Origin of the sequence: Pseudomonas sp. 8O, from assembly GCF_902506495.1 — a bacterium.
GTDB classification, from domain to species: Bacteria; Pseudomonadota; Gammaproteobacteria; order Pseudomonadales; family Pseudomonadaceae; genus Aquipseudomonas; species Aquipseudomonas chaetocerotis.
The window spans coordinates 323,835-343,530 of the sequence record NZ_LR733263.1 but is presented as its reverse complement, the minus strand read 5'-3'; the positions used below and the strand labels follow the sequence as shown (position 1 = coordinate 343,530).

At 62.4% G+C, this 19,696-nt stretch carries 22 protein-coding genes; 10 read left to right on the top strand and 12 right to left on the bottom strand.

Translation table 11 applies throughout. The features are described 5' to 3' along the window. Positions 1–99 precede the first annotated feature (99 nt). From GV002_RS01575 to GV002_RS01565, 3 genes are all read right to left on the bottom strand, one after another. Entirely contained in the window at positions 100–1,488 is a 1,389-nt protein-coding gene (locus GV002_RS01575; RefSeq protein ID WP_160016753.1) for an adenylate/guanylate cyclase domain-containing protein, read from the bottom strand. Positions 1,489–1,646: 158 nt separating this feature from the next. Further along, positions 1,647–2,234, bottom strand: a complete 588-nt coding sequence (locus tag GV002_RS01570; RefSeq protein WP_160016752.1) for an HD domain-containing protein — start codon at positions 2,232–2,234, stop codon at positions 1,647–1,649. A gap of 48 nt (positions 2,235–2,282) precedes the next feature. Beyond that, the gene (locus GV002_RS01565) at positions 2,283–2,600 is read right to left on the bottom strand and encodes an Mpo1-like protein (protein ID WP_160016751.1); all 318 of its coding nucleotides are present in this window, start codon (positions 2,598–2,600) and stop codon (positions 2,283–2,285) included. Between the two features lie 129 nt (positions 2,601–2,729). On the opposite strand from GV002_RS01565, the gene GV002_RS01560 reads away from it, so the two are divergent. Further along, positions 2,730–3,743 (top strand): AraC family transcriptional regulator, encoded by a 1,014-nt coding sequence (locus tag GV002_RS01560; protein WP_160016750.1) that lies wholly within the window; start codon positions 2,730–2,732, stop codon positions 3,741–3,743. Between the two features lie 14 nt (positions 3,744–3,757). Here the strand turns inward: GV002_RS01560 and GV002_RS01555 are convergent, their stop codons facing one another. Next, entirely contained in the window at positions 3,758–5,212 is a 1,455-nt protein-coding gene (locus tag GV002_RS01555) for a TrkH family potassium uptake protein (RefSeq protein WP_160016749.1), read from the bottom strand. A gap of 3 nt (positions 5,213–5,215) precedes the next feature. Beyond that, positions 5,216–6,670, bottom strand: coding sequence for a TrkH family potassium uptake protein (locus GV002_RS01550; RefSeq protein WP_160016748.1), 1,455 nt, complete (start codon positions 6,668–6,670; stop codon positions 5,216–5,218). 149 nt (positions 6,671–6,819) lie between these two features. On the opposite strand from GV002_RS01550, the gene GV002_RS01545 reads away from it, so the two are divergent. Then, positions 6,820–7,191 carry a YkgJ family cysteine cluster protein gene (locus GV002_RS01545; protein ID WP_037002400.1) on the top strand — a complete coding sequence of 124 codons (372 nt, stop codon included), beginning with the start codon at positions 6,820–6,822 and terminating at the stop codon, positions 7,189–7,191. 172 nt (positions 7,192–7,363) lie between these two features. Further along, on the top strand, positions 7,364–7,924 hold the full coding sequence (locus GV002_RS01540; RefSeq protein ID WP_160016747.1) for a nitroreductase family protein: 561 nt from the start codon (positions 7,364–7,366) through the stop codon (positions 7,922–7,924). Between the two features lie 12 nt (positions 7,925–7,936). On the opposite strand, the gene GV002_RS01535 is transcribed toward GV002_RS01540, so the two are convergent. The 5 genes from GV002_RS01535 to GV002_RS01515 all read right to left on the bottom strand — a co-directional run bounded on the left by GV002_RS01535 (position 7,937) and on the right by GV002_RS01515 (position 11,420). Continuing rightward, complete coding sequence (locus GV002_RS01535) at positions 7,937–9,265, bottom strand: sensor histidine kinase (protein WP_160016746.1); 1,329 nt, start codon at positions 9,263–9,265, stop codon at positions 7,937–7,939. Positions 9,266–9,329: 64 nt separating this feature from the next. Further along, entirely contained in the window at positions 9,330–9,743 is a 414-nt protein-coding gene (locus tag GV002_RS01530) for a periplasmic heavy metal sensor (RefSeq protein ID WP_160016745.1), read from the bottom strand. 280 nt (positions 9,744–10,023) lie between these two features. Next, positions 10,024–10,701 (bottom strand): response regulator transcription factor, encoded by a 678-nt coding sequence (locus GV002_RS01525; RefSeq protein ID WP_160016744.1) that lies wholly within the window; start codon positions 10,699–10,701, stop codon positions 10,024–10,026. A gap of 3 nt (positions 10,702–10,704) precedes the next feature. Then, positions 10,705–11,079 carry a translation initiation factor 2 (IF-2, GTPase) gene (locus GV002_RS01520; RefSeq protein WP_160016743.1) on the bottom strand — a complete coding sequence of 125 codons (375 nt, stop codon included), beginning with the start codon at positions 11,077–11,079 and terminating at the stop codon, positions 10,705–10,707. Positions 11,080–11,120: 41 nt separating this feature from the next. Next, positions 11,121–11,420 carry a YciI family protein gene (locus tag GV002_RS01515; protein WP_003460961.1) on the bottom strand — a complete coding sequence of 100 codons (300 nt, stop codon included), beginning with the start codon at positions 11,418–11,420 and terminating at the stop codon, positions 11,121–11,123. A gap of 117 nt (positions 11,421–11,537) precedes the next feature. On the opposite strand from GV002_RS01515, the gene GV002_RS01510 reads away from it, so the two are divergent. From GV002_RS01510 to rluB, 7 genes are all read left to right on the top strand, one after another. Further along, positions 11,538–12,404: a PHP domain-containing protein gene (locus GV002_RS01510; RefSeq protein ID WP_160016742.1), complete on the top strand. Its 867-nt coding sequence runs from the start codon at positions 11,538–11,540 to the stop codon at positions 12,402–12,404. A 13-nt stretch (positions 12,405–12,417) separates the two neighbouring features. Continuing rightward, on the top strand, positions 12,418–13,044 hold the full coding sequence (locus tag GV002_RS01505) for an L-threonylcarbamoyladenylate synthase (protein ID WP_160016741.1): 627 nt from the start codon (positions 12,418–12,420) through the stop codon (positions 13,042–13,044). 71 nt (positions 13,045–13,115) lie between these two features. Further along, complete coding sequence (locus tag GV002_RS01500; protein ID WP_160016740.1) at positions 13,116–14,330, top strand: tryptophan--tRNA ligase; 1,215 nt, start codon at positions 13,116–13,118, stop codon at positions 14,328–14,330. A gap of 140 nt (positions 14,331–14,470) precedes the next feature. Beyond that, a complete protein-coding gene (locus GV002_RS01495) occupies positions 14,471–15,169 on the top strand; it encodes a segregation and condensation protein A (protein ID WP_178094574.1) in 699 nt (232 codons plus the stop codon). Then, positions 15,166–15,963 (top strand): SMC-Scp complex subunit ScpB, encoded by a 798-nt coding sequence (gene scpB / locus GV002_RS01490; RefSeq protein ID WP_160016738.1) that lies wholly within the window; start codon positions 15,166–15,168, stop codon positions 15,961–15,963. Before GV002_RS01495 ends, scpB begins: the two co-directional genes overlap by 4 nt. Positions 15,964–16,059: 96 nt before the next feature. Further along, entirely contained in the window at positions 16,060–16,242 is a 183-nt protein-coding gene (locus GV002_RS01485; protein ID WP_160016737.1) for a DUF1289 domain-containing protein, read from the top strand. A 223-nt stretch (positions 16,243–16,465) separates the two neighbouring features. Continuing rightward, the gene (gene rluB / locus GV002_RS01480; protein ID WP_160016736.1) at positions 16,466–17,623 is read left to right on the top strand and encodes a 23S rRNA pseudouridine(2605) synthase RluB; all 1,158 of its coding nucleotides are present in this window, start codon (positions 16,466–16,468) and stop codon (positions 17,621–17,623) included. A gap of 114 nt (positions 17,624–17,737) precedes the next feature. Here the strand turns inward: rluB and GV002_RS01475 are convergent, their stop codons facing one another. Then, entirely contained in the window at positions 17,738–18,664 is a 927-nt protein-coding gene (locus GV002_RS01475; RefSeq protein ID WP_160016735.1) for a GGDEF domain-containing protein, read from the bottom strand. Between the two features lie 241 nt (positions 18,665–18,905). Continuing rightward, entirely contained in the window at positions 18,906–19,646 is a 741-nt protein-coding gene (locus GV002_RS01470; RefSeq protein ID WP_125878914.1) for a YciK family oxidoreductase, read from the bottom strand. Between the last annotated feature and the right edge of the window lie 50 nt (positions 19,647–19,696).

The following is a 19,696-nucleotide window of genomic DNA, read 5'->3' as shown; positions in this document are numbered from 1 at the left end:
CCGCCCTACGGGCTGAAGCCGCTCCCACAAAGGCAGGTTCGGCGCCTGCTTCACCGTAGGAGCGGCTTCAGCCGCGAATGGCACTCCAAGCGGTTCGCTTCAGAGAATGACCTTGTCGCGCAGCTTCTCGGCCGCCTGGTTGAGCGCCTGGATCACCCGTTCCTTGTCGAAATTCTGAATGCCGTTGGTGTCCAGGTACATGGAGAAGCCCGGCAGTTCGTGTTCGACGTAGCTGGAGGTGGCGCCCAGGTCACGGCGGAAGTCCACCACCTGGTAGATCTGCACCGGGCGGGTGAAGCCCTTGACGGCGATCTGACCCTTGTCGCGGCACATGATCACGTCCTTGACCAGCGAATAGGTCTCGTGGGAAATCAGGATCTCGCCGGATTCGGCGGCGCTTTCCAGGCGGCTGGCAAGGTTCACGTCGCGGCCGATGATGGTGTAATCCATACGCGTGTCGGCGCCAAAGTTGCCCACCGTGCAGTAGCCGGTATTGAGGCCCATACGGATTTCCAGCGGCTTGGTGATGCCCTGCGCGCGCCATTGCTGGCGCAGCACCTTCATGTGCTTGCGCATGGCGATGGCCATGGACACCGCTGCGACCGCGTCCTTCTTGGCGCCGTTGCTGCTCGGGTCGCCGAAGAACACCATGACGCAGTCACCGATGAACTTGTCGATGGTGCCGCCGTATTTCAGGCTGATCTTTGACATTTCGTTGAGGTAGGTGTTGAGCAGGTCGGTCAACGCTTCGGCTTCCAGCTCTTCCGACAGCTCGGTGAAGCCCTTGATGTCGGAGAAGAACACCGTGAGCTTTTTGCGCTGGGTTTCCAGGCGCACGCTCTTCTTGCCGGTGAAAATCGACTCCCAGACCTGCGGCGACAGGTACTTGGCCAGGTTGCGCGCCAGGCGTGCGGCCTTTTCCTGCTCACGCTTGATCTCGCTGCGTACCTGGGCCAGGCGCAGGCCCTGCTGGTTGACGAAGTAGGCGGTGATGCAGATGTACAGCGTGGTGAAGAGGATGCTGACCAGCGCCACCACAGTTGGAGTGTCGGTATTGGGATGAACCCCAACCAGCGCGGCGCACAGCGCCATGCCGCTGGCGGCCACCAACAGCACCAGACCCAGATAGCGCATGCCGCCGACGACCAGTGCACTGAAACAGAGAGTCAGCAGGAACATCAGGCTGGGTACGGCGGAAAATCCCAGCAGCACGCAGGATGCGCCGGCGTGCAGGGCATCGAAGAACAGCAGGGCAAGGTCGGTCTGCTGCGGATAATCGCGCTTGAAACGGCGACTGAGGTTGTGCGCCAGGTGAGGGTAGAGCAGGGCGTAGGGCACCATCCACAGAATATCGTAGGCGAAGTGCCCGACATAGGTACCGGCGGCGATGCTGGCGGCCGTGGCGATATAGGCCAGTATGCGCGAATAGTACTCACGCAACGGCGGCGTCGGGAGCCCGTTGGCACGGCTGGTGATTGCTGGCTTCATCTGTTGGAACTGTCCCTGCTGGATTTCTGGCGTCTCTGCTGGACGCCTGACTGGTCTGCAAGACCTGAGCCAGAGGCTCGCTGGGCGGGGATCATAACCAAGGGGGTGGCGGCCAGCCAAGCATGGCCGCCGAACGGTGGCGCAACAGTGGCCGGCGGTCAGGCGCTGGTCTTTTCCATTGCAGCCAGATAGATGGAGTTCTTCGGCCGGGCGAACACGCGCTGCAACATGGGCTCGAAGAAGCTCAGTGTCAGGCTTTCATAGTCCGGGTCGAAGGCGGCCGCATCGTACCTGGCGCAGAATTCGATGGTCGCCTGGTACTGGGGGTGATCCTTGAACTGCTCGCGCAGATGGCGATCCATGCCCAGGTGATGGAAGAAGTAATAGCCCTGGAAGATGCCGTGCTTCTCCACCATCCAGTGGTTCTCGGCACTGACGAAGGGTTTGAGGATGGCCGCGGCGATGTCCGGGTGGTTGTAGCTGCCGAGGGTATCGCCGATGTCATGCAGCAGCGCGCAGATCACGTACTCCTCGTCGCGTCCGTCGTGATAGGCGCGGGTGGCGGTCTGCAGCGAGTGGGTCAGGCGGTCCACCGGGAAACCACCGAAATCGCCGTCGAGCAGGCGCAGGTGGTCGAGGATGCGGGCAGGCAACTGAGCGGCGTAGGCGGCGAAGTCCTGGGCGATGATGGCCCAGTCCTCGGCCTGGCCGTCTTGCATATGGGTAAAGCGGGCGCGGCTGTTCATGGGCGTTCTCGTTCTTGTTGTTCTGTAGAGAGGCGTACATCCGTTTCATCAGAAACGGATACGGCCGGTGAAGGCATCCTTGAGCATCACCCAATCGCCCATCAGGCTGTACAGCGGATAGTCGAAGGTAGCCGGTCGGTTCTTCTCGAAGACGAAATGGCCGACCCAGGCGAAGCCATAACCGGCCAGCGGCATGGCCAGCAGCCAGAGCCATTGCTGAGTGAGCAGGGCGTAGGCGAGGATCGCCAGCACCAGCAGACTACCGGCATAGTGCAGACGGCGGCACACAGGGTTGCTGTGTTCCTGCAGGTAATAGGGATAGAACTCGGCGAAGCTCTGGTAGCGTTCGGTGGTCTGGGCGGTCATGGCGCACCTCCTGTTATTGTCACTGTCAGTGTAAATGCGCTGTCTCCGCGGGCCACTGACTTAAAGTGCCAGTCTAGTATCCTTGCGCCGCCAACCATGGCCTTGCTGATTGATCACAAGAACAAGACGATGAGCGAAAGAACTACCTCTTCCAATTGGGCCTTGGCCATCGTGCAGGCGCTGGAGCTGGGCGGCGTCGACTGCACCAGCCTGTTCGCCGAACTGGGCATGGATTACGCCGCGTTGAATGACCCGGATGCGCGCTTCCCGCAGGACGGCATGACCCGTCTGTGGCAGCGCGCCGTGGCGCTGTCGGGCAACCCGGCGATCGGCCTGAACATGGCGCAGGTGGTGCGCCCGGCGTCCTTCCATGTCGTGGGCTACGCGCTGATGTCCAGCCGCAACCTGCGTGATGGCTTCACTCGTCTGGTGCGCTATCAGCGCATCATCGGTGAAGGTGCGGACCTGAATTTTATGCCGCAACCCGACGGCTATGCGCTGACGCTGGCCATTCATGGCGACCGCCTGCCGCCGGCCCGGCAGAGCGCCGAGGCCTCGCTGGCGTACTGTCTGGCGTTTTGCCGCTGGATGACCAGCAAGCCCATTCGCCCGCGCGAGATTCGTCTGCAAGGCCCGCCACCTGTCGATCTGACGCCCTACCAGCAGGTGTTCCAGGCGCCTCTGAAGTTCAATGCCGAGCACTATGGGTTGATCTTCGAGCGTGCTGATCTGGAAACACCATTGCCCAGTGCCAACGAGGCGCTGGCGCAGCTGCATGACCGTTTTGCCGGCGAATACCTGGCGCGTTTCTGCAGCAGCCGTGTCACCCATCAGGCACGTCAGGTGCTGTGTCGCCTGTTACCCCAGGGCGAACCACGGCGTGAGGTGGTGGCGCAAACGCTGCACCTGTCGCAGCGCACTCTGCAGCGGCGTCTGCAGGAGGAGGGCACCAGCTACCAGCAACTGCTCGACGACACCCGCCGTGAGCTGGCCGAGCAGTATCTCGGTCAGGTCGACCTGACGTTGCTGGAAGTCGCCTATCTGCTGGGCTTTGCCGATCCGAGCAACTTCTTCAGGGCGTTTCGCCGCTGGTTCGGGGAAACGCCCGGTGAGTATCGCAGCCGTCGTGGTCTGGTCGGCTAGGGTTCACCAGCCGCTCAATGGCGCCAGAAGGCCGGGAACAACAGCACCAGCACGGTCAGGATTTCCAGGCGCCCGAGCAGCATGCCGAAGCTCAGCAACCACTTGGCCAGGTCGGGGATGGTGGCGTAGTTGCCGGCTGGGCCGACCATCTCGCCCATCCCCGGGCCAACGCCTGAAACCATCGCCGCAGCGCCGGTCAGGGCAGTGATCCAGTCCACTCCGCACATCGCCACCGCCAGCGCCAGGGTGGCGATGGTGATGGTGTAGAAGAAGGCGAAGGCCAGGATCGAACGAACGATGTCCTCATCCAGCCGGTGGCGGTTGTACTGCTGCTTGATCACCGCGCGGGGGTGAATGAGCTGCCTGAGGTTGGCCTTGAGCAGGATGTAGGCGACCTGGAAGCGGAAGATCTTCAGGCCGCCGGCGGTGGAGCCGGAGCAGCCACCGACGAAACCGAGATAGAAGAACATCATGCTGGCGAATGGGCCCCACAGGTGGTAATCACCCACGGCAAAGCCGGTGGTGGTCATGATCGAGGTGATGTTCACCGCCACCAGGCGCAGCGCATCGAGCCAGTAAAGGTCGGTGGTGAGCCATTTCCAGCCAGCCAGCACGAACCAACTTCCCACCAGCAGCACCAGGAAGCCACGCACCTGCGCGTCGCGAAACAGTGCGCGGTAGTTGCCGCGCAGGGTGCTGACATAGAGCACGAAGGGCAGGCTGCCGAGCACCATCACGATGATAGCGACCCAGTGAATCGCCGGTTCCTGCCATTTACCCAGGGAAGAGTCGGATGTGGAGAAACCGCCGGTGGCGATCGCCGACATGGCGTGGTTGATCGCATCGAACAGGCCCATGCCGGCCCACCAGAACGCCAGCACCGCGAGTGTGCTCAGGCCGACATAGGCCAGCACCATGTACTTGGCGACCATGTGCGAGCGCGGCATGACCTTCTCCGAGCGGTCCGACGACTCGGTCTGGAACAGGCGCATGCCCCCGATGCGCAGGATCGGCAGGATCGCCACGGCCATGCCGATGAAGCCAATGCCGCCCAGCCAGTGCAGCAGCGAACGCCAGATCAACGTACCCGGAGACATGTCGTCGAGGCCGCTGAATACCGTGGCGCCGGTAGCGGTGATGCCGGACATGCTTTCGAAGTACGCATCCGTGACGCTTGCCCGTTCGGCGAAGAGGAATGGCAAGGCAGCGAAGATCGACACCATCACCCAGCTCGACACCGTCAGCATGTACATGTCGCGTGGGCGCAGTTGCGTTTGTTGAGGCTTGCCCTGAGCGATCATGGCGATGCCGGTGAGTGCGGTGATCAGGCTCGACCAGAGAAAGGCATTGATGCCTTGCGGCTGTTCGAAGATCAGCAGGGTGATCACCGGCACCAGCATGCTCAGCGCCAGGGTGACGAGGAAGATGCCGTTGATGAAGGCGAGGATGCGCAGGCTGGCGAGGGGCATCGGTCAGTGTTTCCAGAAACTACGGGTGACCAGCACCAGTACGGTCAGAATTTCCAGGCGGCCAAGCAACATACCGGCACTGAGCATCCATTTGGCCGAGTCCGGCAGGCTGGCGAAGTTACCGGCCGGGCCAATGATCGGGCCAAGCCCCGGACCGACGTTGCACACCGCGGTAGCGGCCCCTGTCAGCGCAGTGACCCAGTCGAGGCCGACCAGGGTCAGGGCCAGAGCCAGTACGCCAATGGTGATGGTGAAGAAGAAGGAGAAGGTGATCAGCGAGCGTACGATCTCTTCATCCAGGTTGTGGCTGTTGTACTGCTGCTTGATCACGGCGCGTGGATGCACCAGTTGCATCAGGTTGGCTTTGAGCAGCACGTAGGCAACCTGGAAACGGAAGATCTTAAGGCCGCCCGATGTCGAGCCGGAGCAGCCACCGACGAAGGTCAGATAGAAGAACAGCAGCACGGCGAAACTGCCCCAGGTGGTGTAGTCGCCGAGGGCGAAGCCGGTGGTGGTGACCACCGAGGTGACGTTCACTGCGACGATGCGAACGGCGTCGAGCCAGGCATGGTCCGAGTTGATCCACAGCCAGGTGCCGAATACCAGCCAGGTCAGCAGTAGAAAACCGATGAAGCCGCGAACCTGATGGTCCTTGAACAGCGCCTGGCGATTGCCGCGAACGAAGGCGACATAGAGCATGAATGGCATGCCGCCGAGTAGCATCAGCACGACTGCCGTCCAGTGCACGGCCGGTTGCTGCCAGTTGGCCAACGATGAATCCGAGGTGGAGTAGCCGCCGGTCGAGATCGAGGTCATCGCGTGGTTGATGGCGTCGAAAGGTGACATGCCGGCGATCCAGTAGGCCAGGAAACCGAATCCGGTCAGGGCCAGGTAGACCAGCAGCAGGTACTTGGCGGCCATGTGCGAGCGTGGCATGACCTTTTCGCCCCAATCCGAGGATTCGGTCTGGAACAGGCGCATACCACCCACGCGCAGCAGCGGCAGAATCGCCACGGCCATGCCGATGAAGCCGATGCCGCCCAGCCATTGCAGCATGGAACGCCAGATCAGAATGCCGGGCGACATGTCATCCAGCCCGGTCAGTACGGTGGAGCCCGTAGTGGTAATGCCGGACATGGTTTCGAACACAGCGTCGGTGTAGCTGATATGGGCGATCAGCATCATGGGCAGCGCGGCGAAGCTGCAGACCAAGGTCCAGCTCCCGGTAGTCAGCAGGTACATGTCACGCGGGCGTAACTGAGCGTTCTGCGGCCGGCCGGGAATCACCAGTGCGAGCCCGGCGATCAGGGTGATCAGGCTTGACCAGAGAAAGGCATTGAGATCTTCAGGTTGCTCGAAGATCAGCAGGGTCAGCATGGGGATGGCCATGCTGATCGCCAGGGTAATCAGGAATATGCCGATGATGAAACCGATGATGCGCAGCGTCGGCAAGGCCATGTAGAGGGCTCTGGCGGGTTGGAAAATGCGCCATTCTACCTGCGCACGAGCGGCTGTAAACCGCAACGGTGGGGGGCTTTACAAGCGCATGGCCGTGCATAGAATAGCCGCCAGCTGCCGACGTCCGTCGGTTTCCGAGTTCTCCTCAAATGTCCGAAGCTAATCCCTGCCTTACGTGCGGCGCCTGCTGCGCGTTTTTTCGTGTGTCCTTCTTCTGGGGCGAGTGCCAATCCGCGGGCGGTAGCGTTCCGGACGAGCAGGTCATCCAGATCAGCCCCCACTACGTCGCCATGCGTGGCACGGAGAGCAAACCGGCACGTTGCACGCAACTGTTGGGCGACGTCGGTTGCGGTGTACGTTGCACCATGTACGAACAGCGCTCGAGTAGCTGCCGCGAGTTCGAAGCGTCATGGGCGAACGGTGAGCACAACCCGCGTTGCGACGATGCGCGCAAGGCTTACGGTCTGCCGCCGCTCACTCCGCCAGTGCAACCGGTGATATCGCCTGACCGGGTAGCCTGATGGCGGCTGCAGGTTAGCGGGTAGCCCGGATGCAATCCGGGGCCAGCGATCCCCGGATTGCATCCGGGCTACTGCTCGACAGGCTTCTGACATCCGCTCCGTGCATTGGTCAGCTTGCAGCTTGCAGCTTGCAGCATTGAGAATGCGCCATCTTTGTTTTTGGAGGTGGCCGATGGATGCCCTCGACGCTCTACTCAACCGTGTTTCCGTGCCTCGCCTGGTCGAACCAGCTCCGGATGCGACGCAGCGCGAGATGCTGTTTCGCGCGGCCCTGCGTGCGCCTGACCATGGTCAGCTACGGCCGTGGCGTTTTCTGACGGTAGAGGGGCAGGCGCGTGAGCGCATGGGCGAGCTGTTCGCCGAGGCCTTGCAGGTCGCCGATGCGCAGGCTGCGCCGGAGGCGCTGAACAAGGCACGTGGCATGCCGCTGCGCGCGCCGTTGCTGGTGGTGGTGATCGCCCGGGTTCAGGCTCACCCCAAAGTGCCCGCCTCCGAGCAGGTGATCGCAGCCGGCTGTGCCGCGCACGGCATGCTGCTGGCCGCCCATGCTCAGGGTATCGGTGCCGTCTGGCGTACCGGCGACATGGCCTACAACGCCCATGTCGCCAAAGGTCTGGGCCTGGCGGCGGACGAGCAGATCATCGCCTATCTCTACCTGGGTACACCGGAGCGTGAGCTGCGGCGAGCGCCAGAAGTCATCGTCGAAGACTTCGTCAGCGCCTGGGAGGGCTGATCGCGTGTCGATTCAGCTTGCCTGCTGTTTTGCCGGCAGGCTGAGCGTGGCGATGAAGCCCCCTTCCGGGTGGTTGTTCAGCAGCAGTTCACCACCGTGACGCTGCGCCGCCCGGCGTGCGATGGCCAGGCCGAGGCCATGGCCGGAGCCATTCTGGCCCGGTGCGCGGAAGAACGGTTTACCCAGTTGCCCCAGGTATTCGCTGGCGACCCCAGGTCCGTGATCGCGCACGCTCAGCGTTACGCTGTGCCCCTGGCTTTGCACGCTGATGAGGACAGGTTGATCCGCTGGGCTGAAACGCAAGGCATTGCGTAGCAGGTTGTCCAGCGCGCGCTCGAGCATGTCTGGCCAGCCTTCCAGGCGTGCTCGTGGGTCGAGATCGATCTGCAGCCGTTGTTGCGGGGCGGTCAGGTGAGCGTCTTCCTGCAGGTTGCCGAGCAGGGCGGCCAGATCGACGGGCTGCGCGGCACCCGGGTCAGCGTCCAGGCGGGCCAGGGCAAGAATTTCGCTGATCAGTGCTTCCAGTCGATCACACTCCTGACTCAGACGAGGCCAGAGCCTTTCTCGTTCCGCAGCATCGGCGCGCTCCGCCAGTGCCAGTGCAATACGCAGGCGCGCCAGGGGCGAGCGCAGTTCGTGAGAAACATCGCGTAGCAGCTGGCGCTGGCTACCGATCAAGCCTTGCAGTCGCTCGCCCATGCGATTGAAGTCCTTGGCCAGCAGGCCCAACTCGTCGCGGCGCGTGGCCAGACGAGCCAGGCTGTTCTGTTGGTAGGCGGTCTGGCCGAGATCATGTACGGCACCGCGCAGGCGATCCAGCGGGCGGGTGATCGACAGTGTCAGCATCAGGCTGAACAGCGTTAGCACCACCAGGGCGATGACGATGGCGCTCAGTGGCCAGAACAGGCTGCCACGGTGCCAGGCTGCTAGCTCCGGGTGTGGAATACGGTAGATGAACAGGTAGCTTTCGCCGCTTTCCGGGCTGGTGTATTCGGCGGTCAGGCGCCGCCATGGCAAGCGACGGTCGTCGCCGTGACGCGCCTCGAAGGCGGCGGCACGGGACGGAAAGGTGCCTTTGACCAGTTGCTGGCCACTCTCGCCAAGCACCTGGGTGTCGATACGGTACTTGCGCTTGCGCTGTTCGAGAAAGTCCTGGGCGGCTGCTGGCCCTTGCTGTTCATAACGCTTGACCCACTTGCTATCGAGATCATCAAGGCCCGGGTGCAGGCTCAGAATCCAGGCGTCCTGATTCAGGGCGCGGCCAAGCAGCAGCGACAGAGCGGCCACCAGAGCGATGCCCAGCCAGAAGGTCGCCAGAATGCGCCAGAACAGTGAACGCACGGTTATTCCTCATGCAAAAGCCGCCGGGCTCAGGGAGCGCGGCGGCGGGTCTAGGGGGCGTCGATCAGTTGCCTTTGCTGTCCTTCTCGGCCTTCCAGGCCTTGAATTCGGCCATTTCCGCGCGGCGAGCTTCCATTTTCTTCTGGTGCTCGTCGAAGGCTTTCTGCTGCTCGGGGTTGAGCAGGTCACGTAGGGCCTTGTGCTGGTCGGCGCGGGCTTTGTCCAGTTCCTTCTTCATGGCCTGCTTTTCGGCTTCCGGCAGCTTGTCCAGGTAGCGCTTGGTGATGTCGCGATGGGTCTTCATCTGTTCGCCCATCAGTTTGCGAAACTCCTGGCGCTGTTCCTTGCTCAGGTTCAGCTCCTTGAACATGCCATGGTCGCGATCATGGTGGCGAGGGCCGCCGTCATGCATGGGCATAGCGAATGCCAGGGTCGGCAGGGTGGCAGCGAGCAGCAGGGCGGTAAGGGTCTTGCGCATGGTGATTCTCCTTGTCTTGAGAACCTGTTTTACGATCTAGCGAGCTAGAGTCATGCAAGGCGAAAACAAACGAGGAAGCGGAGTGTACTGTTGTACATGAGCATTCCGAGTCTGTTTTCAACGCAGCAGGGCCGACGCGCAGCAGGTCGTAAACAGGTTCCGAGGCCGGTAAGTACCGGATGGGCTCATTATGCGGCGGTCAAGGTCAAGGGCAGTCAGCTGTGGGTAAAGCTTGGGTAAAGGCAATGTTGCGGGTTATTTACGCTGCGCCAGGGAGCACTCACTGCGCGTAGTAATAGCCGCGGCTGCGCAGGGCGAGAATGCGTGGGCGGCCATCCGGGTGCGGGCCGATCTTCTTGCGCAGGTTGCTGACGTGCATGTCCAGGCTGCGGTCATACAGGGTCAATTTGCGGCCCAGGGCGAGTTGCGCCAATGCCTGTTTATCCACCGGCTCGCCGGGTTGGCGCAGCAGGGCTTCGAGCAGGCGGCTTTCGGAAAGCGTCAGGGGAACGTCATGTTCGCCAATGCTGACCACCCCGCGATTGGGACTGAAGCTGAGATCGCCCAGCTCCAGTTGGCTGCTGGCCGGTGCGGGCACGGTGCGGCGCAGAACGGCACGCAGGCGTGCGGTCAGCTCGCGAGGGTCACAGGGCTTGGCCAGGTAGTCATCGGCGCCCAGCTCCAGGCCGATGATGCGATCCAGCGGTTCACCGCGGGCGGAGAGCATCAGTACCGGGAGGTCCGGATGCTCGCCACGCAATTGCCTGAGTAACTCCAGGCCGCTGCCGTCTGGCAGCATGACATCCAGCACCACCGCATCAGGCGTCTGTGCGGCAAGTGCATGACGCGCGCCGCCGGCTTCGTGGCAAGCGGTGACCTGAAAACCTTCCTGGGTCAGCCAGCGAGTAAGCAGTTCGCAGAGTTCCTGGTCATCATCGATCAGCAGCAGGCGGTTCATGGCTCAGTTGATCCACTCGCGACGAGTCTTGCGAGAGCCACGCAACAGGACGCCGAATAGCATCGAGATCAGGCTCAGGGCGGCGCCCAGGGCGAACCAGGTCTGTTCCTCGCTGAGCAGCCGGGGTTGAGCCTGCGCCTGGCTCTCCTTGAGCTGCAAGCGCAGGCGCTGATTTTCCTGGCGTAGGCGCTGCAATTGCACGGCGCTGCTCGCTTCCTGCTCATTGCGCAGTTGCTCACTCTGCGCCAGGCGCTGTTCCAACACCTGGCTGTCGAGCGTGGCTGCCGGGACAGACGGCTGAGCGGGTTGTTCTTCTGCCTGTGCCGAAGCACAGGTCAGCATCACGGTGACCAGCAGGGACAGCGGGATCGAGCGCATCGCGATTCCTTGTGTGCGAAAGCAGCGTGGGTGGCACTTCGTCAGGGCAGTACTTTCTTGAAGGGTTTGACCAAAACGTTGGCATACACGCCGGCTGTGCGGTACGGGTCGGCATCGGCCCATTGTTGGGCAGCTTCAAGGGAGTCGAACTCGGCAACCACCAGGCTGCCGCTGAAGCCCGCCGGGCCTGGATCATTGCTGTCGATGGCCGGGTGCGGGCCGGCCAGCAGCAGGCGACCTTCCTGCTTCAACTGCTCCAAACGAGCGAGGTGAGCAGGGCGGGTGGCCAGACGATTTTCCAGGGAGTTTTCGACGTCGGTGGCGATGATGGCGTAGAGCATCTCAATCCTTATTTAGGGTCGAAGCGGGGAGGGATGAAGCATTTTCGCCACGCGGTAACAGCCTTGGCGCGGATGTGGGGCATAATAACAAACATCAATCTCAACGAAAGCGCCGCCATGATTGTCGATCTGCACTGCCACAGCACCGCCTCCGATGGCGCCCTGGCCCCCGCCGTACTGGTGGCCCGGGCGCACGAGCGTGGCGTGCGGCTGCTGGCACTGACCGATCACGACACCCTGGAAGGGCTCGATGAAGCAGGCCGCGCAGCAGCGGCTCTGGATATGCAACTGATCAATGGCATCGAGCTTTCCTGCACCTGGGGTGGAGCGACCATCCACGTGTTGGGCTATGCCTTCGAGCGCGAGGCGCCGGCGCTGTGTGCTGCCATCGATGCCTTGCACCATGGACGTTGGCAGCGTGCTGAAGAAATCGACCGACGCCTCGCGGCCAAAGGTATGCCAGGCGCTCTGGAGGGCGCGCGGGCTGTTCAGCAGGAGCTGGGCGATAGCGGCAATGCGCCGGCCCGGCCACATTTCGCCGAATTTCTCGTGCGCGCCGGCCATGTGCGTGATCGCGCCGAGGCGTTTCGCAAGTGGCTGGGCTCGGGAAAATTGGGTGACGTCAAGCAGCACTGGCCTACGCTGGAGGAAACCATCGCCACCCTGCGTTCGGCCAGAGCCTGGATCAGCCTGGCGCATCCGTGGCAGTACGACTTTACTCGCAGTAAGCGTCGACGTCTGGTGGCCGATTTCGCGGCGGCTGGCGGTCATGCCCTGGAGGTGGTCAATGGCATGCAGCCTGCTGAACAAGTCGGAGGTTTGGCGATTCTGGCGCGCGAGTTCGGCTTGATGGCCAGTGTCGGCAGCGATTTCCATGCGCCTGGCGACTGGTCCGAATTGGGCATGTATCGCCCGTTGCCTGATGACCTGACTGCGCTCTGGGAGCGCTTCGAACATGCACAGCCATCCGCTGTCACTTCATGAGCTGGGAGCAAGTGTGAGTCAATTTTTCCAGGTTCACCCGGAAAACCCACAGGCACGCCTGATAAAACAGGCCGTGGAAATCATTCGTGGCGGCGGCGTGGTGGTCTATCCGACCGACTCCTCCTATGCGCTGGGCTGCATGATCGGTGACAAGAATGCGGTAGAGCGCATTCGTCGCCTGCGTCAGCTCGACGACAAGCACAACTTCACCCTGGTTTGCCGCGATCTCTCGCAGATAGGGCTGTTTGCAAAGGTCGACACTGCGGCCTTCCGCCTGTTGAAGAATCACACCCCGGGTCCCTACACCTTCATCCTCAATGCCACCCGCGAAGTACCTCGGATGCTGCTGCACCCCAAGCGTCGCACCATCGGCATCCGCGTACCCAGCCATCCGATAGCGCTGGCCTTGCTGGAGCAATTGGGCGAGCCGCTGATGAGCGTCAGCCTGATCATGCCGGGCGACGAGCTGCCGATGTCCGACCCTTACGAAATGCGCCAGATTCTCGAACACCATGTCGACCTGATCATCGACGGTGGTTTTGGCGGGCTGGAAGCGTCCACCGTGGTCAATCTTGCTGACGACAGCCCGGAAGTTCTGCGCGTCGGTTGCGGCGACCCGACGCCGTTCAACGATCTCTGACACCGTCTTTTCCGTTGTGGATGTAGCTGCCCTATACTCCGTGGCCTTGTCTGGATTTTGGATAGAACGGTTTGAGCCTTAACGACTCCGAACGTCGGGTGCTGTCAGGGATGCGTCCGAGCGGTCGTCTTCATCTCGGGCACTACCACGGTGTGCTGAAAAACTGGGTCAGGTTGCAGCATGAGTACGATTGCTTCTTCTGTATCGTCGACTGGCATGCCCTGACCACCGAATACGCCGATGCAGGCCAGCTTTCCCAGCACGTCATGGATATGGCGGTGGACTGGCTGGCTGCAGGCGTAAGCCCAAGCTCCGCGACAATGTTCGTGCAGTCGCAGGTGCCGGAACATGCCGAGCTGCATCTGCTGCTGTCGATGATCTGCCCGCTCAGTTGGCTTGAGCGCGTGCCGTCCTACAAGGAGCAGCAGGAGCATCAGAGTGGCAAGGACCTGTCCACTTACGGCTTTCTCGGTTACCCGTTGCTGCAGGCGGCAGATATTCTGCTGTACCGCGCCGGGCAGGTGCCAGTCGGTGCCGATCAGCTCCCCCACATCGAATTTGCCCGTGAAGTGGCGCGCCGCTTCAATCATCTCTACGGCAGTGAGCCGGATTTCGAGCGCAAGGCCGAAGCCGCCGTCGGCAAGCTGGGCAAGAAGCTCGGCAAGCTCTACAGCAACCTGCGCAAGGCCTATCAGGAACAGGGCGATGCACAGGCGCTGGAGACGGCGCGGGCCTTGCTCAAGGAGCAGAGCAGCATCACCCTCGGTGATCAGGAGCGCCTGTACGGCTACCTGGAAGGTGATGGCAAGGTGATTTTGAGCGAGCCGCAGCCGATTCTTGCCGAGTTTTCGCGGGTGCCTGGTCTGGACGGACAGAAGATGGCCAAGTCCAGCGGCAACGCGATATTCCTGCGCGATAGTGATGCCGAGCTCGAGGAAAAACTGCGGCGCATGCCTACCGATCCAGCTCGGGTGCACCGTGACGATCCGGGTGAGCCGCAACGCTGCCCGGTCTGGCCGCTGCACCAGTTGTATTCCGCTGACGAGCAATTGCACTGGGTCATGGAAGGCTGCCGCAGCGCCTCGATTGGTTGCCTCGACTGCAAGAGCGCGCTGTGCTCGTCTTTGCAGAGTGAGCTGACGCCCCTGCAGCAGCGGGCCATTGATTATGAGGACAGCCCCGACCTGGTGCGCAGCATCCTCGCCGAAGGCGCTGAACGCGCGCGTGACGAAGCGCGTGAAACCTTGGCCGAAGTACGCATGGCCATGGGCCTGAATTATCGTTGAAGGAGCGTCAGTCGATGAGTGAGCCCGCCATACCAACCATGGACAGTCAGGCCGGCGCCCAGCAGGAACTGCCGTTCGCCCTGGTTTATGGTGAGGCGGTCACCGAGCTGCCGCTGGACCTGTACATTCCTCCGGATGCCCTGGAAGTCTTCCTCGAAGCTTTCGAGGGACCGCTGGACTTGCTGCTGTATCTGATCCGCAAGCAGAACATCGACATCCTCGATATCCCCGTTGCCGAGATCACCAAGCAGTACATGGGCTATGTCGAACTCATGCATACGGTGCGCCTGGAGCTGGCCGCCGAATACCTGGTCATGGCTGCCATGCTTGCCGAGATCAAGTCGCGCATGCTGCTGCCGCGCTCGACCGAGGCCGAGGAGGAGGAAGACGACCCGCGTGCCGAGCTGATCCGCCGCCTGCAGGAGTACGAGCGCTTCAAGGCCGCTGCCGAAGGTATCGACGAACTGCCGCGCGTCGGCCGCGACCTGACCGTGCCGAAACTGGATGCGCCCGAAGCCCGCGCACGCAAGCTGTTGCCGGACGTCAGCCTGGAGGAAGTGTTGCTGTCGATGGCCGAGGTGCTGCGCCGCGCCGACATGTTCGAAAGCCACCAGGTCACCCGCGAGGCGCTGTCCACCCGCGAGCGCATGAGTGAAGTGCTGGAGCGCCTCAAGGGCGGTGCTTTCGTGCCTTTCGTCGAGCTGTTCGCCGCCGAAGAGGGCCGGCTTGGCGTGGTGGTGACCTTCATGGCGGTGCTCGAATTGATCAAGGAATCCCTGGTCGAGCTGGTGCAGAATGAGCCCTTCGCCGCCATCCACGTCCGAGCCCGTGCCGAATGAACCTGAACGACCCCAAAGACCTGGCCCAATTGCTCGAGGCCTTTCTGCTGGCTTCTGGTAAGGCGCAGTCGCTCGAGCGTCTCTTCGAGCTGTTCGAAGAGGGCGAACGGCCCGAGCCCGAGCAATTCAAGGCTGCGCTGGAACTCCTGCGTCAGTCCTGCGAAGGGCGCGCCTTCGAGTTGAAAGAAGTGGCTTCGGGTTACCGCCTGCAGGTGCGCGAGCGCTTCGCGCCTTGGGTCGGCCGGCTCTGGGAGGAGCGCCCGCAGCGTTATTCCCGTGCACTGCTGGAAACCCTGGCGCTGATCGCCTATCGCCAGCCCATCACCCGTGGCGAGATCGAGGACGTGCGCGGCGTGGCGGTCAACAGTAACATCACCAAGACCCTGCTGGAGCGCGAGTGGATTCGCGTGGTGGGCTATCGCGACGTGCCGGGGCGCCCGGCGATGTTCGCCACCACCAAGGGTTTTCTCGATCACTTCAACCTGAAAAGCCTCGATGAACTGCCGCCCTTGGCCGCCCTGCGCGAGCTGGAACCGGAGCCTGAACTGGGGCTGGATGATGACGCCGAAGTGCCGGCAGGCCTGCAGGCGCGTGCCGATCTGGCCTTGCAGCAAGACGGCGAAGCTGCCGAGCCGCGTGAGGAAACCAGCTTCCGCAGCCTGCTGGCCGAGCTGGACGACATGGAGCAGGGGCTCAAGACCGACTTCGATGACTTGCGTCTGGTAGAGGACGAAGAGGATGAAGCGGTCGAAGACGATCTGGCCGACCTGGACGGCGATGAATCGTTGCATTGACAGCGTTTAAGCCGGGTATCGAATACTTCAATCTCTCTTGCCGGTTTCAGGCCCTTATCCTGCGCGCATTCGATTCTTTCTGTTCGAGGCGATCCAGTGAGCAAGAGTCCCTGCATCAAGGTCTGTGAGTTCGAACGCGATATCTGCCTGGGCTGTGGCCGCAGTCGTGAGGAAATCAAAGGCTGGACACGCCTGGACAAGAGTGAGCGCCTGGCGCTGTTGGCCGAGGCCGATATGCGCTTGCTTGCGCTGGAGGCGACCGGGAGGCGCAAGTATTGAGCGCCCATCCGTGTAGGAGCCGCGTCTCGAGGCGAATGGCGGGGACGTCGATAGTACAAGGCTTGTGCGCAAAAGCTTCGCCCCGGGGAGGGGCTCCTGCGATCCGGTGCCGTGTTACTGCTTCTACCAGGCGAATGCCGCAGTATCGTCTACCCTATGGGCTCTACAGCGCGTATGATGCGCGCCCTTCGATCATCAACTACTACACCGGGAGGTGCCCAAGATGACTGAGCACGAACAACCGCGTCCTGCAGGCGAGAAACTGCAGAAAGTCCTGGCCCGCCTCGGGCTTGCTTCACGTCGCGAGATCGAGACCTGGATCACTGAGGGTCGGGTCAAGGTCAATGGTGCTGCGGCGACCCTGGGGCAGCGTGTCGATGCCAACGACGCCATCGCCCTCGATGGCCGCTTGCTCAAGCGCGAAGAAATCACCGGTTCGGTTCGCCGCGTGCTGATCTACAACAAGCCGGACGGCGAGATCTGCACACGTGACGACCCGGAAGGTCGCCCCACCGTATTCGATCGCCTGCCGCGTCCGAAAGAGGGCCGCTGGATCAATATCGGTCGCCTCGATATCAACACCACCGGTCTGTTGCTGTTCACCACTGACGGCGAGCTGGCCAACCGCCTGATGCACCCGTCCTACCAGATGGACCGCGAATACGCGGTGCGTGTACGGGGCGAAGTGACCGAGGAAATGCTGGAGAACCTCAAGAACGGCGTAATGCTCGAAGATGGTCCGGCCAAGTTCACCGACATCAAGGAAGCGCCTGGTGGCGAGGGCTTCAACCACTGGTATCACTGCGTGGTGATGGAAGGGCGTAACCGCGAGGTGCGTCGCCTGTGGGAGTCCCAGGGCCTGGTGGTCAGTCGCCTGAAACGCGTGCGTTTTGGTCCGGTGTTCCTCACGTCCGAGTTGACCATGGGTCGCTGGCGCGAGATGGACCAGCGTGAAGTGGACATTCTCAGTGCCGAAGTGGGCCTGACCCCGCAGGCGCTGCCAGCGATGAAGGAAAAGACCCGCGAGAAGCTCGACCGCCTGCAGCGCAAGTCCGCCAAACCGGTGGAGGTGCGCGGTAAGCGTGTGCTGCGCCCGGCGAAGGACCAGGCAGGCGCAGAAAATGCTCGCCCGAGCCGTGCACCGCGCCGCGAGGATGGTGAGCAGCGCGCGCCGCGAGGCCCGCGCAAGGACAGTGGCGAGCGTCGTGAAAACGGTCGCGGCACGCCGGTAGCGGAGCGTCCGAGCGATGTGAAGAAGCGTCAGCCGCGCCCGGCCGTCGAGTTGTCCGAGCGTCCGGCGCGCAAGCCGCGTCCGGCAACGCCCGGCAAGCGTCCGCCCGCCGGTGATGGCCAGCGCCCCGGTTTCGGCCGCAAGCGCTGAGATACGAAAAAGGGACTCCGCGGAGTCCCTTTTTTCATTCTGCTGTCCCGGATGTAGTGAGCCATTGCCTTCAGAGCATTCCCGGATTTCATCCGGGCTACACAGGGCGGCCTCTCAGCCTGCCATGGACAGGCGATTGCGGCCTTCGCGCTTGGCCACATAGAGCGCGTTATCGGCGCGGCGTAGCAGGCTTTCGGCGGACTCGCCCGGCAACAGGCTGGAGCAGCCCAGACTGATGGAAACGTCGATGGCGCGGCCGGCATCCAGGCATTGCAGCTCCATCACTGCAAAGCGCAAACGCTCGCCTACCAGCGCAGCGCCCTCGCGGTTGGTGCCGGAGAGAATCACCAGAAACTCCTCACCACCGTAGCGAAAGACCATATCGATATTGCGCAACTGGTTCTTCAGGGTCTGAGCGACCGCTTTCAGTACTTCGTCGCCAAGCGTGTGGCCATGGTTGTCGTTGATGCTCTTGAAGTGGTCGATGTCGAGCATCAGCAGCGACAGCGGTTGCAGATTGCGGCGGGCCAGATCCACCTCGCGCTGCAGCACCTGGTCCATGGCGATGCGGTTGCCGGTGTCGGTCAGTGGGTCGCGCAGCGCACTTTGCAGCGCGGTACGGTAGAGCAGGGCATTGCGCAGCGGGAACAGCAGGCTCGCCAGCAGCGCCTCCAGTTGGATCAGTTCGTCTTCGGCAAAGCGTTGCTTGCGGCGGAAAATCAGCTCGCCCAGGTATTCCCCCTCATGGCTCAGGCGATAGCCGGCCGAGTGGGGGGCGCGCTCGCCCAGCTCGAGGCGCAGGTCGTGCGACGGATGCTGGAAAGCCAGTGCATCGAGCGGCACCAGGCGCTGCACCTCGCGAAAGAACAGAGTGAGGATTCGTTCCACGTCCAGGCTGGTCTGCAGTTGCAGACTCAATTGGTGGCGCAGCTCTATCAGGCTGGCGGGCTTTAGCGGCAAATTGCGACTGCCGGCAAAGCCGAGACGCTGCAGCTTGGCGGCGTCGAAATCGATGGTGTTGGACTGGCTGGGGGGAACCATGGAGCTGAACCTCTGGCGCTGATGGTGCGACGAGAGGGTTAGAGCGAATTTCGTGCCAGGTGGTTCAATTTGGATTAAAGTCTTGTGAAGTCAGTCACTTAGATGTTTTTTAAAGTGCTGATCGGTAAGTGCTTGCCGGTTGCCTGACGGTGATACTGGCAATGTGCTGCCGCCTGGCAAGGTCAGTGGCGGATTTTTGTCGGCGATGGCCCGCTGACTGGCGGCAGGCCATGACAGGTAATCACTGGGCGTCGAACGCCTGGCCGTTGACGCCCTTGCTGTCCGGGCCCATCAGGTAGAGATAAAGCGGCATGATCTCTTCCGGCAGTGGGCGGGTCGCCGGGTTTTCCCCCGGGTAGGCCTGGGCGCGCATTGCGGTACGGGTCGCGCCCGGATTGATGCTGTTGGCGCGCACGTTGGCGATGCCGTCCAGTTCGTCAGCCATGACCTGCATCAGGCCCTCGGTGGCGAATTTCGATACCGCGTAGGCGCCCCAGTAGGCGCGGCCCTTGCGGCCGACGCTGCTGGAGGTGAAGGCGACGGAGGCGTCCTCCGACAGTTTGAGCAGCGGCAGCAGGGTGCTGCTGAGCATGAACATGGCGTTGACGTTCACGTGCATCACACGCATGAAGTTGTCGCCGGACAGTTGCTCCAGTGGCGTGCGCGGACCGAGGATCGAGGCATTGTGCAGCAGGCCATCGAGGCGGCCAAACTCGTTCTCGATCATCACCGACAGTTCGTCGTACTGGTGCGGCAGGGCGGTTTCCAGGTTGAAGGGAATCACCACCGGCTGCGGGTGACCAGCTGCCTCGATTTCGTCATAAACCTGGCTCAGGTTGGCTTCGGTCTTGCCCAGCAGCAGCACCGTGGCGCCGTGGGCGGCGAAGCTCTTGGCGGCGGCTGCGCCGATACCGCGGCCGGCACCGGTGATCAGGATGACGCGATCCTTGAGCAGGTCTGGGCGGGCGGTGTAGTCGAACATGTGAGGATCCTTCGGAGAACTCTTGAGGGTAGGGCGGGTGAAGCCCGCCA

Excerpts from the sequence above, each read along its gene's own strand:
- GV002_RS01575 (WP_160016753.1), bottom strand. The coding sequence starts at position 1,488 with ATGAAGCCAGCAATCACCAGCCGTGCCAACGGGCTCCCGACGCCGCCG.
- GV002_RS01570 (WP_160016752.1), bottom strand. The coding sequence starts at position 2,234 with ATGAACAGCCGCGCCCGCTTTACCCATATGCAAGACGGCCAGGCCGAG.
- GV002_RS01565 (WP_160016751.1), bottom strand. The coding sequence starts at position 2,600 with ATGACCGCCCAGACCACCGAACGCTACCAGAGCTTCGCCGAGTTCTAT.
- GV002_RS01560 (WP_160016750.1), top strand. The coding sequence starts at position 2,730 with ATGAGCGAAAGAACTACCTCTTCCAATTGGGCCTTGGCCATCGTGCAG.
- GV002_RS01555 (WP_160016749.1), bottom strand. The coding sequence starts at position 5,212 with ATGCCCCTCGCCAGCCTGCGCATCCTCGCCTTCATCAACGGCATCTTC.
- GV002_RS01550 (WP_160016748.1), bottom strand. The coding sequence starts at position 6,670 with ATGGCCTTGCCGACGCTGCGCATCATCGGTTTCATCATCGGCATATTC.
- GV002_RS01545 (WP_037002400.1), top strand. The coding sequence starts at position 6,820 with ATGTCCGAAGCTAATCCCTGCCTTACGTGCGGCGCCTGCTGCGCGTTT.
- GV002_RS01540 (WP_160016747.1), top strand. The coding sequence starts at position 7,364 with ATGGATGCCCTCGACGCTCTACTCAACCGTGTTTCCGTGCCTCGCCTG.
- GV002_RS01530 (WP_160016745.1), bottom strand. The coding sequence starts at position 9,743 with ATGCGCAAGACCCTTACCGCCCTGCTGCTCGCTGCCACCCTGCCGACC.
- GV002_RS01525 (WP_160016744.1), bottom strand. The coding sequence starts at position 10,701 with ATGAACCGCCTGCTGCTGATCGATGATGACCAGGAACTCTGCGAACTG.
- GV002_RS01520 (WP_160016743.1), bottom strand. The coding sequence starts at position 11,079 with ATGCGCTCGATCCCGCTGTCCCTGCTGGTCACCGTGATGCTGACCTGT.
- GV002_RS01515 (WP_003460961.1), bottom strand. The coding sequence starts at position 11,420 with ATGCTCTACGCCATCATCGCCACCGACGTCGAAAACTCCCTGGAAAAT.
- GV002_RS01510 (WP_160016742.1), top strand. The coding sequence starts at position 11,538 with ATGATTGTCGATCTGCACTGCCACAGCACCGCCTCCGATGGCGCCCTG.
- scpB (WP_160016738.1), top strand. The coding sequence starts at position 15,166 with ATGAACCTGAACGACCCCAAAGACCTGGCCCAATTGCTCGAGGCCTTT.
- rluB (WP_160016736.1), top strand. The coding sequence starts at position 16,466 with ATGACTGAGCACGAACAACCGCGTCCTGCAGGCGAGAAACTGCAGAAA.
- GV002_RS01475 (WP_160016735.1), bottom strand. The coding sequence starts at position 18,664 with ATGGTTCCCCCCAGCCAGTCCAACACCATCGATTTCGACGCCGCCAAG.
- GV002_RS01470 (WP_125878914.1), bottom strand. The coding sequence starts at position 19,646 with ATGTTCGACTACACCGCCCGCCCAGACCTGCTCAAGGATCGCGTCATC.